General features: G+C 51.0%; 14 protein-coding genes. 8 read left to right on the top strand and 6 right to left on the bottom strand.

Annotated elements, in window-relative coordinates; translation table 11 throughout:
* Nucleotides 1-2: 2 nt before the first annotated feature.
* Together DY231_RS00450 and DY231_RS00445 are read right to left on the bottom strand one after the other, a co-directional pair.
* Nucleotides 3-1,250, bottom strand: coding sequence for an MFS transporter (locus DY231_RS00450; protein ID WP_115626885.1), 1,248 nt, complete (start codon nt 1,248-1,250; stop codon nt 3-5).
* The gene (locus DY231_RS00445) at nt 1,250-2,443 is read right to left on the bottom strand and encodes a BaiN/RdsA family NAD(P)/FAD-dependent oxidoreductase (protein ID WP_115626884.1); all 1,194 of its coding nucleotides are present in this window, start codon (nt 2,441-2,443) and stop codon (nt 1,250-1,252) included. Before DY231_RS00445 ends, DY231_RS00450 begins: the two co-directional genes overlap by 1 nt.
* A 229-nt stretch (nt 2,444-2,672) precedes the next feature.
* Here DY231_RS00445 and pitA point away from each other — a divergent pair, with 229 nt between their 5' ends.
* Complete coding sequence (gene pitA, locus DY231_RS00440; protein ID WP_034499572.1) at nt 2,673-4,175, top strand: inorganic phosphate transporter PitA; 1,503 nt, start codon at nt 2,673-2,675, stop codon at nt 4,173-4,175.
* A gap of 71 nt (nt 4,176-4,246) precedes the next feature.
* Here the strand turns inward: pitA and uspB are convergent, their stop codons facing one another.
* A complete protein-coding gene (gene uspB / locus DY231_RS00435) occupies nt 4,247-4,582 on the bottom strand; it encodes a universal stress protein UspB (protein ID WP_034499574.1) in 336 nt (111 codons plus the stop codon).
* 366 nt (nt 4,583-4,948) lie between these two features.
* Between uspB and uspA the strand changes: the two genes are divergently transcribed.
* Nucleotides 4,949-5,386 carry a universal stress protein UspA gene (uspA, locus tag DY231_RS00430; RefSeq protein ID WP_034499576.1) on the top strand — a complete coding sequence of 146 codons (438 nt, stop codon included), beginning with the start codon at nt 4,949-4,951 and terminating at the stop codon, nt 5,384-5,386.
* A 98-nt stretch (nt 5,387-5,484) separates the two neighbouring features.
* Here the strand turns inward: uspA and rsmJ are convergent, their stop codons facing one another.
* Together rsmJ and prlC are read right to left on the bottom strand one after the other, a co-directional pair.
* The gene (gene rsmJ / locus DY231_RS00425) at nt 5,485-6,237 is read right to left on the bottom strand and encodes a 16S rRNA (guanine(1516)-N(2))-methyltransferase RsmJ (protein WP_115626883.1); all 753 of its coding nucleotides are present in this window, start codon (nt 6,235-6,237) and stop codon (nt 5,485-5,487) included.
* Nucleotides 6,238-6,245: 8 nt separating this feature from the next.
* Nucleotides 6,246-8,288: an oligopeptidase A gene (prlC, locus tag DY231_RS00420; RefSeq protein ID WP_115626882.1), complete on the bottom strand. Its 2,043-nt coding sequence runs from the start codon at nt 8,286-8,288 to the stop codon at nt 6,246-6,248.
* 304 nt (nt 8,289-8,592) lie between these two features.
* Between prlC and DY231_RS00410 the strand changes: the two genes are divergently transcribed.
* The 3 genes from DY231_RS00410 to DY231_RS00400 all read left to right on the top strand — a co-directional run bounded on the left by DY231_RS00410 (nt 8,593) and on the right by DY231_RS00400 (nt 11,385).
* Nucleotides 8,593-9,435 (top strand): 23S rRNA (adenine(2030)-N(6))-methyltransferase RlmJ, encoded by an 843-nt coding sequence (locus tag DY231_RS00410; RefSeq protein ID WP_034499631.1) that lies wholly within the window; start codon nt 8,593-8,595, stop codon nt 9,433-9,435.
* Between the two features lie 80 nt (nt 9,436-9,515).
* Entirely contained in the window at nt 9,516-10,868 is a 1,353-nt protein-coding gene (gene gorA, locus DY231_RS00405) for a glutathione-disulfide reductase (protein ID WP_115626880.1), read from the top strand.
* 253 nt (nt 10,869-11,121) lie between these two features.
* A complete protein-coding gene (locus DY231_RS00400) occupies nt 11,122-11,385 on the top strand; it encodes a hypothetical protein (RefSeq protein ID WP_256682633.1) in 264 nt (87 codons plus the stop codon).
* Nucleotides 11,386-11,423: 38 nt separating this feature from the next.
* Here the strand turns inward: DY231_RS00400 and DY231_RS00395 are convergent, their stop codons facing one another.
* Nucleotides 11,424-12,377: a LacI family DNA-binding transcriptional regulator gene (locus DY231_RS00395; protein ID WP_115626879.1), complete on the bottom strand. Its 954-nt coding sequence runs from the start codon at nt 12,375-12,377 to the stop codon at nt 11,424-11,426.
* 295 nt (nt 12,378-12,672) lie between these two features.
* Between DY231_RS00395 and DY231_RS00390 the strand changes: the two genes are divergently transcribed.
* Genes DY231_RS00390 through DY231_RS00380 form a run of 3 tightly spaced genes read left to right on the top strand, consistent with a single transcriptional unit; the run spans nt 12,673 to nt 14,660 of the window.
* A complete protein-coding gene (locus DY231_RS00390; protein WP_034499586.1) occupies nt 12,673-12,987 on the top strand; it encodes a PTS sugar transporter subunit IIB in 315 nt (104 codons plus the stop codon).
* Between the two features lie 13 nt (nt 12,988-13,000).
* A complete protein-coding gene (locus DY231_RS00385) occupies nt 13,001-14,326 on the top strand; it encodes a PTS sugar transporter subunit IIC (protein WP_115626878.1) in 1,326 nt (441 codons plus the stop codon).
* A 31-nt stretch (nt 14,327-14,357) separates the two neighbouring features.
* The gene (locus DY231_RS00380) at nt 14,358-14,660 is read left to right on the top strand and encodes a PTS lactose/cellobiose transporter subunit IIA (RefSeq protein WP_147295614.1); all 303 of its coding nucleotides are present in this window, start codon (nt 14,358-14,360) and stop codon (nt 14,658-14,660) included.
* Nucleotides 14,661-14,746 lie beyond the last annotated feature (86 nt).

Below are 14,746 nucleotides of genomic sequence, written 5' to 3'. Positions count from 1 at the left end.
CATTAAACCTGATGTTGCCTGACTTGAGCAGCATTATCGAGTCGTCTGATGGACGGCGTGAAGCTGGCGGCGAAAGTTGCCAGCAGAACAGCGACTGCGCAAGCCAGTAAGACTTTTTCATTGCCGTAGTGCATCGCCAGCGGGCCTGCGGCAAGTTCGCCCACAGGAATTGCCACAAATGAGCCTAACGCGTCATATGCGTAAACCCGCGCCAGTTTTTCCGGCGGGATATGCGTTTGCAACGATTGCGCCCACGCCACACCAAACAAACCGAAGCCCACGCCAGCGATAAAAAATACCACCATCAGAATAGGTGTCGATGGCAGCAAAGCCAGAACGACAATCGGCCCGGCGCAAAATGCCGTCAGAATGGTGCCAATAAGTAAATCGCGACGAGGCCGCCAGCGAAGCGCAATAACTGAGCCAACAATCAAGCCAGCGCTTTGTGCCGCAATGGCCATTCCCCAGCCCGCGCGGCCAAATGTCGCATCTGCGACGACCGGACCGAGTATCATCATCACGCCGCTGAAAGCCGCATTCACAATGGTAAACTGCACAACAATCGCCCAAACCCACGAGCGAGAAATAAACTCGGTCCAGCCGTCTTTTAAATCCTGCAATATGTTGGATTGCGAGCCTTGCGGTTGTATCGAATGGATGCGGATCATCAGATAAAGTGGGGCTGATGCAGCAAATCCTAATGCATCTACAGCCAGCCCCCAGCCCGGTCCCATCACGCTGATCAACACGCCACCCAGCGACGCGCCAAGCACCGTTCCGCCGTAAATCCCCAACTGAATAAAGGCGTTGGCTTCTCGCAATGAATGTACCGGAACGGTTTGCGGAACCATTGATTGTGACGCCGGTAGCGACGCTCCCGCCGCTGCGCCATTTATCGCGCCGAGCACCGCCAATAGCGCGATGGTTGCCGATCCATCCAACACCAGGCAGGCGACAACAGCCTGAGAAACAGCAGCAATCACGGATGAGTACAACAGGACTTTGCTTCGCGCGTAGCGATCGGCGAGCACTCCGCCAATGAGCAAAAAGGCAACGTTAAAAACGGAACGTGAGGCAATCACAATACCTAAATCAGCAGCCGTTCCGCCCATATCGAGCACAGCAAAAGCCAGAGCAATGGGTGCAATACCGTTGCCCAGTACCGTTAAAAGACGCGCGAAAAATAGATTTCTGAACGAAGCGTAATGAAATGCTCGTTTTGAAGGTAGCGCTGCCGATTCCCTGCTCATTAATTTACAACCAAATCCTGTGCGCACGCCCAGGCAGATGCCCAGGCCCACTGGAAATTATACCCGCCTAACCAACCACTTACGTCCATCACTTCACCGATAAAATACAGCCCCGGCACATTACGCGCTTCCATGGTGCGGGAGCTAAGTTCGTTGGTATCCACGCCGCCAAGGGTGACTTCAGCGGTGCGATAACCTTCGGTGCCGTTAGGCTGCACACGCCAGTTTTGTAAGGTTTCAAGCACTTCGCTTTGTTGACGGGTATTGAGCTGTTTAAGTGTGACATCCGGTATTTGCTCAAGCTGTTGCAGGCACTCCACCAGGCGTTTTGGCAGTACCATCGCCAGCGTGTTTTTCAGGCTTTGATTTGGATGAGCGTTGCGCTGCTCGTTAAGCAATTCATCCAGATCGGTATCAGGAAGTAAGTTAACGCTCACAAACTCGCCAGGCTGCCAGTAACTCGACAGCTGCAACACCGCAGGGCCAGACAGACCACGATGCGTAAACAATAAACTTTCGCGGAAGCTCACGCCGTTTTCAGCCGTAATGACGGACGGAACCGAGACGCCTGAAAGTACCTGTAGCTGTTCGAGTAACGGTTTGTGCAGCGTGAACGGCACCAGGCCCGCGCGAGTCGGCAACACTTTTAGCCCAAACTGTTCTGCGATTTTATAGCCAAAAGGTGTAGCCCCCAGGCCCGGCATGGAAAGCCCGCCCGTAGCGATGACTAATTTTGCTGCCTGAACGCTGTCGCCGTTTAATTGAATGGTGTAGCCGTTTTCATCACGTTCGATGCCTAACACTTCACTGCGCAGGCGCGTGGTCACTTGCCCTTTATCACATTCGGCCACCAGCATATCGACTATCTGTTGAGCTGATTCATCACAAAAAAGTTGGCCGAGCGTTTTCTCATGCCACGCGATACCGTGCTTACCGACCATGTCGATAAAATCCCACTGGGTGTAGCGTGCGAGCGCAGATTTGCAAAAATGAGGGTTTTGGCTGAGATAAGCTGCAGGTTCGATATAAAGGTTAGTAAAGTTGCAGCGACCTCCCCCTGACATCAGAATCTTACGGCCTGGTTTTTTACCGTTATCGATGAGTAGCACTTTGCTTCCCGCCTGCCCAGCCATCGCTGCACAGAACATTCCTGCGGCTCCCGCACCAATAATTACGGCATCAAACTTTTCCACGACCTACTCCCGACTATGCTTAATGCAAGGAATTGTAAAGATAGCGGGCTGGTCGCACCAGCTAAATGCGTCTTAACAATTGCAGGTGATTGAAAATAAATATGTAAATCTTTTCATTGTTTGACCCAGGAAGGACAAACATCAAGAAAAGTCCATATTTCTGTTGGCGCATTACGGAGTTGTCTTACATAATGCGCCGCGTTCATGTCCTCAAAATGGCGTAACGTCTATGGAATTTCTGTTTAATGGCCTGGATCTACATACCGGGCTTTTGTTATTACTTGCTCTGGCATTTGTTCTCTTCTACGAAGCGATCAACGGCTTCCATGACACTGCAAACGCAGTGGCAACAGTTATCTATACTCGCGCAATGCGATCGCAACTTGCGGTGGCAATGGCAGCATTATTTAACTTCCTCGGCGTTCTGCTCGGCGGATTGAGCGTGGCGTATGCGATTGTGCATATGTTGCCAACCGACCTGCTGTTGAACGTAGGGTCCGCTCATGGCCTCGCCATGGTGTTCTCTATGTTACTGGCCGCTATTATCTGGAACCTCGGCACTTGGTATTTTGGTCTGCCGGCGTCCAGTTCCCATACGCTAATCGGTGCCATCATTGGTATTGGTTTGACGAATGCATTGATGAACGGAACCTCCGTTGTTGATGCGTTGAATATCCCGAAAGTGATTGGGATTTTCATGTCGTTGATCCTCTCTCCAATTGTGGGTCTGGTGATTGCGGGTGGGTTAATCTTTTTGCTACGTCGCTACTGGAGCGGCACCAAAAAGCGCCGCCGTATCCACCTGACTCCTGCCGAGCGTGAAAAACAAGACGGCAAGAAAAAGCCACCATTCTGGACGCGTATCGCTCTGATTATCTCCGCTATTGGCGTGAGCTTCTCTCATGGCGCAAACGACGGGCAGAAAGGTATCGGCTTAATCATGCTGGTATTGATTGGCGTTGCGCCTGCAGGCTTCGTGGTGAACATGAATGCTTCCGGTTACGACATTGCTCGTACCCGTGATGCCATTACGCACCTTGAGCAGTATTACGCGCAGCACGGCGATGCGATTAAGCACGTTGTCGATCTGAACCCAGCTATTCCAACCCCTGAAGAAGTGAAGGGCCAGGATAAGCCTGCTGAATTCCATTGTGACGCCAGCCGCGCCATGATTGCAGTGCAGCGTGCGAAAGAGCTACTGGGCAATATCGACAGCTACGACAAGTTGAGCATCGAGCAGCGTAGCCATATGCGCCGCCTGCTGCTGTGCATCTCTGATACTTCAGAGAAAGTCGCTAAACTGCCGGAAACCAAACCGGACGATAAGCGCTTCCTGAAAGAGCTGAAAACTGACTTGTTGTATACCATCGAGTACGCACCAATCTGGATTATCATGGCGGTCGCTCTGGCGCTTGGCCTCGGTACTATGATTGGCTGGCGTCGTGTGGCGACAACTATCGGTGAGAAGATTGGCAAGAAAGGCATGACGTATGCGCAGGGTATGTCCGCGCAGATGACAGCCGCCGTCTCCATCGGTATTGCGAGCTACACCGGTATGCCGGTTTCTACCACTCACGTGCTTTCTTCTTCCGTAGCGGGGACGATGGTGGTTGATGGTGGCGGTTTGCAGCGTAAAACGGTAACCAACATCCTGATGGCCTGGGTGTTTACTCTGCCGGTGTCGATTCTGCTTTCTGGTTCTCTTTACTGGATTTCACTGCACTTCATTTAAGGTTTGTGTAGTCACCAAAAAGCAAAAAGCGGGTCAGTTTACTGGCCCGCTTTTTTTATGTGCTCAAACTGTCAGTGCCAAATCATCAAACCGATAAGACTAATCACCACAAGTCCGCATAGCGCGCTGGTCAAAATAAACTGGCGGCGAAGACGTTCACAGCGGCGGATAAACTCATCGTCGTGATGGTCAAGATAACGTTGAGCATAGATGTAGCCCACTAAGCGAATCTGTTTGCTTGGCTGGCCATGTGAGGTAAAAAAACCGCCTCCATCGACATATTGGTACAACAGCGGATCGCAACCGCGAAGTACCACCAGCAGTGCACGCAAAGATGAGTAATAGCGCGCCATATTCACAACACAAACTACACAAAGCGCCCAAAAAAGTGCGACGGTGCTGATCATCATAATACCCCTCCCGGTGAAGCCCCAGAACATCACTCCAGGGCAACCGCTCACCCCGAAAACCAGAAAGACCGTTGAGCCAACGCACATGCAACTTGAAAGACGACGGGTATATTCCGGAACGGCTCATTTAATAGTGTAGGAGATCCGCTAATTTTTTTGCCACATCATTAATCTTTATCAAAGCGATTACGGCTATTTGGGGCTTCAATGTATACAGCGGTGGCACATTGACGATTTCTATCATTCGCTATAGGGTAGAAATATCATCTACAATTTAGGTCTTTAGACGCGGATGGCACAGATGCAGCGTATCGTGTTATCCGACCAGGCTGGTCATCGACAACTTATGGAAGGAGTAAAATTATGTCTTACAAACACATTCTAATCGCGGTAGACCTCTCCCCGGAGAGCAAAGTACTGGTGGAAAAAGCGGTTTCTATGGCTCGCCCATACAACGCGAAGGTTTCCCTGATTCATGTCGATGTAAATTACTCCGATCTCTATACCGGATTGATCGATGTAAATCTTGGCGATATGCAAAAACGCATTTCTGAAGAAACTCATAACGCATTGAGCGAGCTGTCGACTGGCGCAGGTTATCCAATCACTGAAACCCTGAGCGGTAGCGGCGATTTGGGCCAGGTTCTGGTAGATGCGATTAAGAAATACGATATGGACTTAGTGGTCTGCGGGCACCACCAGGATTTCTGGAGCAAACTGATGTCTTCTGCGCGTCAGCTGATCAACACCGTTCACGTTGATATGCTGATTGTTCCACTGCGCGACGAAGATGAAGATTAAGTTATACCATTGTCTTTCACGCTACAGGTGCGTTGGCTGCGCTCACTCACCCGAATCACTTAGTTTAAAGCCCCGCACTGCGGGGCTTTTTCGATGATTCAAACCGCCGTTCCCGAATAAATATCAAACCGGTGGCCTTTTGTGACCACTGCGTTATGCGTTTCCACGCCACCGAGCGGCGGCGCGTAGTCCGGGCGTTTCACCACCACACGTTTTGTCGCCAGCTTTTGCGCAGGCAACAGCAAACCATCTGCATCTTCGTCCGGCCCCACCAGCGACTGAAACACACGCATCTCTTTCTTCACCAGCGCGCTTTTCTGCTTATGCGGAAACATCGGATCGAGATAGACCACTTCCGGGCGCGGCGTAATATCGCTTAACGCCGTCAGACTGGAAGCGTGAATCAACTGCAAACGCTCCTGCAACCAACCGCCGATTTCCGCATCCTGGTAACCCCGGCGCAAACCGTCGTCGAGCAACGCCGCCACGACCGGATTACGCTCCAGCATCCGCACGCGGCAGCCTACAGACGCCAGCACGAACGCATCGCGCCCAAGCCCTGCTGTCGCATCGACAACGTCCGGCAGATAGCCGCTTTTGATGCCAACCGCTTTTGCCACCGCTTCGCCACGCCCACCGCCAAATTTGCGGCGATGCGCCATCGCGCCAGAGACAAAATCAACAAAAATGCCGCCGAGTTTTGGCTCGTCGCGCTTACGCAATTCGAGATGGTCAGGTGTCAAAACCAGCGCCATCAGGGAGTCTTCATCGTGCTCAAGACCCCAGCGCTCACTTAAAAGAGATAAGGCGCCGGAGTCGGCGCCTGCTTCAGTTAATAAACAGATTTTCACAGAATGGATTAGCCCTTGATGCCGTAATGAGCCAGCATCGCATCGAGTTGCGGTTCACGGCCACGGAAGCGTTTGAACAGCTCCATCGGCTCTTCTGAACCGCCACGAGTCAGGATGTTATCAAGGAATGATTGCCCGGTTTCACGGTTGAAAATGCCTTCTTCTTCAAAACGTGAGAACGCATCTGCCGCCAGCACATCCGCCCACAGGTAGCTGTAATAACCCGCCGCATAACCGCCCGCAAAGATATGGCTGAAGGCGTGTGGGAAACGGCCCCATTTTGGCGATGGCACAACCGCAACCAGCTTCTTGATTTCAGCCAGAGTTTCCAGCACTTTCGCGCCCTGCTCCGGGTTGAATTCAGCGTGCAGACGGAAGTCGAACAGGCCGAACTCCAGCTGGCGCAGAATAAACAGCGCCGCCTGGTAGTTCTTCGCCGCCAGCATTTTGTCCAGCAGCTCTTTTGGCAGCGGTTCGCCGGTTTCGTAATGGCCGGAGATAAACGCCAGCGCGTCCGGCTCCCAGCACCAGTTTTCCATAAACTGGCTTGGCAACTCGACCGCATCCCACGGCACGCCGTTGATACCGGAAACGCCCGCGGTTTCGACTTTAGTCAGCATGTGGTGCAAACCGTGGCCGAACTCATGGAACAGCGTGATCACTTCGTCATGAGTAAACAGCGCGGGTTTGCCATTGACCGGGCGGTTGAAGTTACAGGTCAGGTAGGCGACAGGTTTTTGCAGCGAACCGTCAGTTTTACGCATTTGGCCAACGCAATCGTCCATCCACGCCCCGCCACGCTTGTTCTCGCGAGCATACAGGTCGAGATAGAAGCTGCCGCGTAACTCATTTTTCTCGTCATACAGCTCGAAGAAACGCACATCGGAATGCCAGACGTCGATGTCTTTGCGCTCTTTCGCAGTGATACCGTAAATGCGTTTCACCACTTCAAACAGGCCGTTTACCGCGCGATCTTCCGGGAAGTACGGGCGCAGTTGTTCGTCGCTGATGCTGTACAGATGCTGTTTCTGTTTTTCGCTGTAATAGGTGATGTCCCACGGTTCCAGCTCGGTGACGTTAAATTCTTTTTGCGTGAACGCGCGCAGTTGCGCCAGTTCGGCCTCGCCCTGTGGACGCGCACGTTTCGCCAGATCGGTTAAGAACTCCAACACCTGCTGCGGGTTTTCTGCCATTTTAGTGGCGAGAGATTTTTCCGCGTAGTTGCCAAAGCCCAGCAACTCCGCCAGTTCATGACGCAGCGCCAGAATTTCTTCCATCACTGGCGTGTTGTCCCACTTGCCTGCATTCGGGCCTTGATCGGATGCGCGAGTCGCATAGGCGCGGTACATTTCTTCGCGCAGTTCGCGGTTGTCGCAGTAAGTGAGCACTGGCAAATAGCTTGGGATATCCAGCGTCAGCAGCCAGCCATCTTGCTCTTTGGCTTCGGCCTGAGCGCGTGCTGCCGCCAGTGCACTTTCCGGCATACCAGAAAGTTGTGCTTCGTCAGTAATCAGTTTCGTCCAGCCCTGAGTCGCATCCAGCACGTTGTTGCTGTAGGTCGAACCCAGTTCAGACAAGCGCGCAGCGATTTCGCCATAGCGCTTTTGTTTTTCTGGCGGCAAACCGATGCCAGAAAGCTCGAAATCACGCAGTGCATTATCAACAGCTTTTTTCTCAGCCACGCTCAGATCGGCATAAAACGCACCGTCACGCAGGTTGCGATACGCCTGATAAAGCCCTTCGTGCTGCCCAACCCAGGTGCTGTACTCAGACAGCAGCGGCAGCGTTTGTTCGTAAGCCTCACGCAGTTCCGCGCTGTTTTGCACGGAATTCAAATGACTGACCGGCGAGAAGATGCGGCCCAGGCGGTCGTCCACTTCTGCCAGCGGCTGGCAAAGATTATCCCAGTTATAAGGCGCGCCTTGCGCTACCACGCTTTCGACTTTCGCACGGCAATCATCCAGCGCTTGCTGCACGGCTGGCACGATATGTTCAGGTTTAAGAGCGGAAAACGGCGGCAGATCGAAAGGGGTCAGCAATGGATTAGTCATAAGCGCGGTTCCTGATGTCTGATAAGTGGAGCGCGGCTCGCGCACCATAGGAAATTTTTATACCCTAAATAATTCAAGCTGTGGGTAGGCGGCAAGGAAGAGAATCCCCAGGAGCTTACTTGAGTAAGTGACTGGGGTGAGCTTGTGCAGCCAACACCCCCACAGCTTGAAGTATGACGGGTATAAAGCAATACCTTTTAACATGAGGCTTAGTGTAGATAATTTCAATGCCAGGCGGTGAGCATAAGGCTGTATACTGTGCAGAATAGTTGTTCTTCTTTTGTCTTTGGAAACCCTGCAAGCCATGCTCAGTTATCGCCACAGCTTTCACGCCGGCAACCACGCCGACGTACTGAAACACACCGTTCAAAGTCTGATCATCGAATCCTTAAAAGAGAAGGAAAAACCTTTTCTGTACCTGGATACTCATGCAGGCGCAGGCCGATACAAACTGAGCAGCGAGCACGCAGAGCGCACCGGTGAATATCTGGAAGGAATCGCTCGCATCTGGCAACACGATGATTTGCCAGCGGAACTTGAAGCCTATATTGGTGCGGTGAAAGCCTACAACCACAGCGGCCAACTGCGTTACTACCCAGGTTCTCCACTGATTGCCCGCCAGCTTCTGCGCGAGCAAGACAGCCTGCAACTGACCGAACTGCACCCGTCAGATTTCCCGCTACTGCGTTCTGAATTCCAGAAAGACAATCGCGCTCGCGTTGAACGTGCGGACGGTTACACCCAGCTTAAATCCAAACTGCCGCCAGCTTCGCGTCGTGGTCTGATTCTTATCGACCCACCGTATGAGATTAAAACTGACTACCAGGCCGTTGTGACAGGCATCAACGATGGCTATAAGCGTTTTGCGACAGGGACTTATGCCCTGTGGTATCCCGTGGTGATGCGTCAGCAAATCAAACGCATGCTGCGCGAACTGGAAGAAACGGGCATTCGCCGCATTCTTCAAATCGAACTGGCTGTACTGCCTGATAGCGACCGCCGTGGCATGACTGCCTCCGGCATGATTGTTATCAACCCACCGTGGAAACTGGAGCAGCAAATGGCTAATGTACTGCCGTGGCTGCATAAAACCCTGGTGCCATCAGGCAACGGTTCGACCACATTGAGCTGGGTTGTGCCTGAGTAACGGCTATTGCAGCTATCGGTGGAACCATTTTCTCGGCGCGCTACAATCGCGAATATTTTTCGACTCATTAGGGAAACATCATGACCAAACATTATGACTACCTCGCCATTGGCGGCGGCAGCGGCGGTATTGCCTCCATTAACCGTGCGGCGATGTATGGAAAGAAATGCGCACTGATTGAGGCGAAAGAGTTGGGCGGTACCTGCGTAAACGTGGGTTGCGTACCGAAAAAAGTGATGTGGCACGCGGCGCAAATCGCCGAAGCTATCCATAACTACGGCCCGGATTACGGTTTCGACACCACGGTGAATAAATTCGACTGGGACAAACTGATTGCCAGCCGCACCGCGTACATCGACCGCATCCACACCTCTTATGACAACGTGCTGGGTAAAAACAACGTCGATGTAATTCGTGGCTTTGCGAAATTCGTCGATGCGCACACGGTTGAAGTGAACGGCGAAACCATCACCGCAGACCACATCCTGATTGCCACCGGTGGCCGTCCAAGCCGTCCGTCTATTCCAGGTGCTGAATATGGCATTGATTCCGATGGCTTCTTCGCGCTTCCTGCTTTGCCAAAACGCATCGCGGTTGTTGGCGCGGGTTATATCGCGGTTGAAATCGCAGGCGTGGTCAACGCGCTGGGTTCTGAGACACATCTGTTTGTGCGCCAACACGCACCACTGCGTACTTTTGACCCGTTAATCGTCGAAACGCTGCTGGAAGTGATCAACACCGAAGGCCCAACGCTGCACACGCAAGCGGTGCCGAAAGCGGTTGTCAAAAATGCCGATGGCAGCCTGACGCTGCAACTGGAAGATGGTCGCGCTGAAACCGTAGATTGTCTGATTTGGGCGATTGGTCGCCAGCCGGAAACCGACAACTTCAACCTGGCAGCAACCGGTGTGAAAACCAACGCCAAAGGCTATATCGAAGTTGATAAATTCCAGAACACCAGCGTTGCGGGCATTTATGCCGTGGGCGATAACACCGGTGCAGTTGAACTGACGCCTGTCGCTGTTGCAGCCGGTCGTCGCTTGTCTGAGCGCCTGTTTAACAACAAGCCGGACGAGCATTTAGATTACAGCAACGTTCCGACCGTCGTGTTCAGCCACCCGCCAATTGGCACGGTTGGTTTAACCGAACCGCAAGCGCGTGAGCAATACGGCGACGACAACGTGAAGGTGTATAAATCGTCCTTCACCGCGATGTATACCGCCGTGACTTCGCACCGCCAGCCATGCCGCATGAAGCTGGTATGTGCAGGCCCGGACGAGAAAATCGTGGGTATTCACGGCATCGGTTACGGCATGGATGAAATGCTGCAAGGCTTTGCAGTGGCACTGAAAATGGGTGCGACTAAGAAAGACTTTGATAATACAGTAGCCATTCACCCGACCGGTTCGGAAGAATTCGTTACCATGCGATAGGGAATTAAACGTGAATTCAAAAAGGCTGCGAAATTTAGATTTCGCAGCCTTTTTATTTATTTCAGACATTTTAATAAAGCTCGAATAATCAAAAACACTAACTTATTAATTTTCATACACCTGCGTTATAAAATCTTTCCAGATGAAACTTTAAATATATTTTAACTGATTTGGTTACATTCAGATGCAACCGCCACATCTATACTCTTCAGATTGTATTCGTTTGAAATTTTATATTTGCAGAGTGCCTCTTATGAAAAGTAAATCTTCGATAGTGATGGGTGTTATGGCGGGCATTTTTATGTTCTCCACGCTTTCCATCAATAATGCCTACGCCACTGAACAAGGCCAGCAACGCCATCAGGCAAGGGATGTTCGACAGGATACCCGTCAGGACTCGCGTCATGACAAGCGCGAATGCGTGGTTAACGATAGCAAAAGCAACAGTAATTGCCGCCAGGATAAGCGCCAAAGCAAACAAAATGGCCGTGAAGAAGCACGAGATATTAAATACTAATAACTAAGCCATACCCTTGTCGGGTATGGCTTTTTTTATTATCGGCTCGGCATGTCAGGAATAATCAAATCACCACGCAGTACGTTCGAACCCAAAGCACTTTGGGTTTTCTCGGTCAGCCATGTCACGATTCTTGCCGCCATCGCATCCATTGAATATTCAATGGCGGGAATGGTTGGAATACCCGGCAGATGCAGTGAACCCGCCAGGCTAAACACCATAATGTCTTTCGGAACAGATTTATTAAACGCCTGCAATTGCGGAATGATGCGCTGTGCTTCCAGCTCATCAGCAACTAATAACGCGTTGAAATTCAATGTGGTGCTGTTATTGAGTAGCACCTGGAGCGCAACAGATGAAGACGTTGAATCCATAAATATCAGGTTGCGGTTAAAGGGCAGGAAATTGTTTTCCAGCGCGCGCTTATAACCCAACAGAATTTGATCAACCGACCCGCAGGAATCAGGGTTGATGACCGCAATCTGCCTTCTTCCCTGTTTAATTAAATAATTACAGGCCGTTTCAGCAGCAAAAGCGTGATCAAAATTAATGCTGTTACTGGAGTCAACATCCACGCAATCGACAAGAACGACATTCTCCTGGTCGATATTGAGCGGGAAACGCGCGCCGATAATCAGCACGTCATCACACAGCCCGCAGGTTAGCTCATCAAGAGCATGCATGACCTCCGCTTTGCTGTTCGCGAAACGCAGCAGCAGGTGTTTTTGATGTTGGCTAAGATGTTTCTCCAGCGCGTAAAGATAACCCGTGGTCTGGTTGATATTTTCCTGCGCGCAAATCACACCAATGCAGCCGGTAGACTGGCTGAGTAGTGATTGCGCAATCATATTTGGACGGTAACGCAGCTCCTCAGCCGCTTTCAGCACGGCCAGGCGACTTGCTTCCTTCACTCCGCGAGATCCACTCAACACCCGTGATACTGTGGCTTTAGAAACCCCAGCTAAACGCGATACATCATTGATTGTAGACATCTTTTTCCTTTATCAGGCTGTGGTTCATGCCTGTCTGTCCTGAATACAACTTCGGCTCAGATTGTAGCCAATTTCAGTATAGTCGTTTCCATTTTTGATGGAAACCGATTTTCCACATGATGTCCAAACCATACATTCACCAAACAATTTTGTGATGACGATCCAATAAGTAATGCCGATAAAGGCGGGATCTTGATGAGTGTCACAGATCTGTTTGCTGCGGATGGAAAACGGTTTCCATAAAGTATCAAATCATTTCCGCAATACTTTATTTACATTTTGAGGATGAGTGTTAATGGTCAAGATCATGTTGTGTTGTTCCGCCGGAATGTCCACCAGCCTGCTGGTTAAAAAGATGCTGACAGTGGCTGAAGAACGAGGAATGCCTGTAGAAATAGAGGCTTACGGCGTGGCTGAGTTTGATGTGCAGTTCCCGCGTTATCAGGTGGTGCTGCTCGGGCCACAGGTAAAATATATGTTAAGTACGCTTTCAGAAAAGACCGCCTCTCACGGTATTCCGGTTCAGGCCATCGACATGATGGACTACGGCATGCAGCGTGGCGATAAAGTGCTGGATTATGCTCTGTCGCTTATCGAAGCGGCTCACTAAAAGGGTTATTCATATGAGTTCGCTATATCAATCCATGGTGACGGTGATTGAGCAATCCATCACTCCGTTGGCGGGTCGTCTGGGGCAACAAAAGTACGTGATCGCGATTCGTGATGGGTTCACCGCAGCCCTGCCGTTCATGATTATTGGCTCTTTTATGCTGGTGTTTATATTCCCGCCGTTCTCCGCTGATACCACTATCGGTTTTGCTCGTGCATGGCTGGATTTCTCTCAGACTTACCGTGAACAGCTGATGCTGCCGTTTAACCTGAGCATGGGCGTGATGACGTTTTTCATCTCAGTCGGTATTGGCGCAAGTCTCGGGCGACAGTTTAATCTCGACCCGGTGATGTCCGGCCTGCTGGCCTTTATGGCATTTTTGCTGGTTGCAGCACCGTATGCCGACGGCAAAATTTCGACTCAATATCTTTCAGGCCAGGGCATTTTCACCGCACTGATTACGTCGATTTACTCCACGCGTATTTATGCCTGGCTTAAAGAAAACAAAATCACCATTCGCCTGCCAAAAGAAGTGCCAACTGGCGTTGCGCGTTCGTTTGAAATTTTGATTCCGGTAGTCGTCATTATCGGCACGCTGCATCCGCTGAATTTATTCATTGAAGCGCAAACCGGCATGATTATGCCGCAAGCGATTATGCACCTGCTGGCTCCACTGGTTTCCGCATCCGATTCCTTACCCGCCATTTTATTGTCCGTGTTGCTGTGCCAGATTTTTTGGTTCTCTGGTATCCACGGCTCGCTGATTGTCACCGGCATCATGAACCCGTTCTGGATGACAAACCTGGCAGCAAACCAGGCCGCGCTGGCTGCGGGAACCGCATTGCCACATATTTATCTGCAAGGTTTCTGGGATCACTATCTGCTCATTGGCGGCGTCGGTTCCACATTGCCACTCGCCTTCTTATTGCTGCGCAGCAAAGTGACGCACCTGCGTACCATCGGGAAAATGGGCATCGTTCCAAGCTTCTTTAATATCAACGAACCGATTCTGTTCGGTGCGCCGATTATCATGAACCCATTGCTGTTTATTCCGTTTATTTGCGTCCCAATGGTCAACGCCGTGTTGGCTTACACCGCAACGAAACTGGGCTGGCTGGCACAAGTCGTTTCCCTGACTCCATGGACAACTCCGGCGCCCATTGGCGCATCGTGGGCGACAAACTGGGCCTTTAGTCCGGTGGTGATGTGTGTGATTTGCATGGTCGTTTCAACCGTAATTTATCTGCCATTCCTGCGCGCTTACGAGCGTTCATTGCAGAAAACTGCAGCAGAAAACGAAGCACGTTCACCTCTGACAGAAACGGCTATCAGCAATTAATAACCGCCGTCTAAACACTCTGGAATTAATGATGATTGAATTAGAAGAAGCCGTAATGGAAATAATTATGAATGCCGGGCAGTCGCGCAGTTTGTGTTTTGAAGCGCTGCATTCCGCAAGACAAGGAAATATCGAAGAAGCCAAACTGTTATTACTGGAAGCCGATGGTTACGCGCGCGAAGCTCATAAAATGCAAACCAAATTGATTGAGCAAGATGCAGGCGAAGCCAAACAGCCGATGACGCTAATTATGGTGCATGCTCAGGATCACCTGATGACATCAATGTTAGCGCGTGAGCTTTCAAACGAAATCATTCATTTATATCAGCGCTAAGTATTACGTAAAAAACAATAATATTACCTCTGGCAGGGAGAGATCATTACGTAAATAATTTTAATTAAGTCCAATCCGATGAAAGT

It is taken from the genome of Buttiauxella agrestis, from assembly GCF_900446255.1.
Classification (GTDB): domain Bacteria; phylum Pseudomonadota; class Gammaproteobacteria; order Enterobacterales; family Enterobacteriaceae; genus Buttiauxella; species Buttiauxella agrestis.
Note: the sequence above shows the minus strand (reverse complement) of the source record. Positions and strands in the feature narration are given on the sequence as shown.